General features: G+C 41.7%; 1 protein-coding gene. It reads right to left on the reverse strand.

Features of this window, described 5'->3' with window-relative positions:
* Positions 1-39 precede the first annotated feature (39 nt).
* On the reverse strand, positions 40-1,022 hold a 983-nt coding region (locus LI114_RS13565), incomplete at its 5' end, for a collagen binding domain-containing protein (protein WP_264468342.1).

Here is a 1,022-nt window from a genome sequence, read left to right on the forward strand (position 1 = left end):
TTCTATTTTACTTCTTTGAGGTTGGAGTGTCAAGTTTTATTATACTATATCATATCCCTCTGCCGACTGCACCTCATGAAGCTCGTAATCGCCGTAAGCAAGCTCGTTCGGGAGCATAAGCGAGCCGCTTTCGTCTGTGTAGAATGTGTCAAGGATCATCTCAGACGGATAGTTAATTTTCTGCGAAACATATTCGGAATTTGCACAGTCCCAAACCTTGAAGCCTATGCCCGAAACGGGAATTATATTGCCTGTTTCTGCGTCCTTCTTTACGATTTTTACAAAGGATTTTTTCACTGCGTCATTGATAAGATAGAAATATTCTTTTTCGTTTTCGCTGATAATCACTTCAAAATCATCGATCCATTCGGTATTTTCCCAACCCTTTGTCTGATGCACAATATACGTGCCGTAGGGGAGCATTTTTGTCGCAGCATAGCTGTTTTCATCGCATACGAGGTAGTCTTTTTCGCTGTCTTTTGCGGCTTCATAAGAGCCTGATGACTTGAGATAAACCTCAAATTCCGCACCGACTTCGGGAGTTTCGATCTGCGTTGTTCCGTCATCGGAATGCTTGATGATTGAAATATTGCCCTTGATAATATCCTCGGTCACTGTCATGGAAATGGGGTTATGCTCAATAGAATAATTCTCAGCTTCTGCACCAACCGGGTACACAGTTTCATCAAGCAGATATCCCTCTGAGGGAGAAATCTCCTGAACCGTGTAATTCCCGCAGACATATTCCTTGGACTTGAAATATCCGTTTTCATCGGTTGTGTATTCGTCTTTCAAAACACTGTCTTTAAACACGCCGTAAACCGCTCCCGCAAGGCTTGCATTCCCCTGTGCAGAGCCATTTTCAGAATCCTTTTTTGTAACTTCCAAAGTGAATTTTTTAAGCACATTTTCAAACGTTACAGAGGTAGTTTCATCAGCCGTTAAAGTCACTGTCTGCTCGGCAGGAATAATGATATAGTATAATAAAACTTGACACTCCAACCTCAAAGAAGTAAAATAGA

This window comes from Ruminococcus sp. 210702-SL.1.03 (assembly GCF_020559915.1).
Taxonomy (GTDB): Bacteria; Bacillota; Clostridia; order Oscillospirales; family Ruminococcaceae; genus YE71.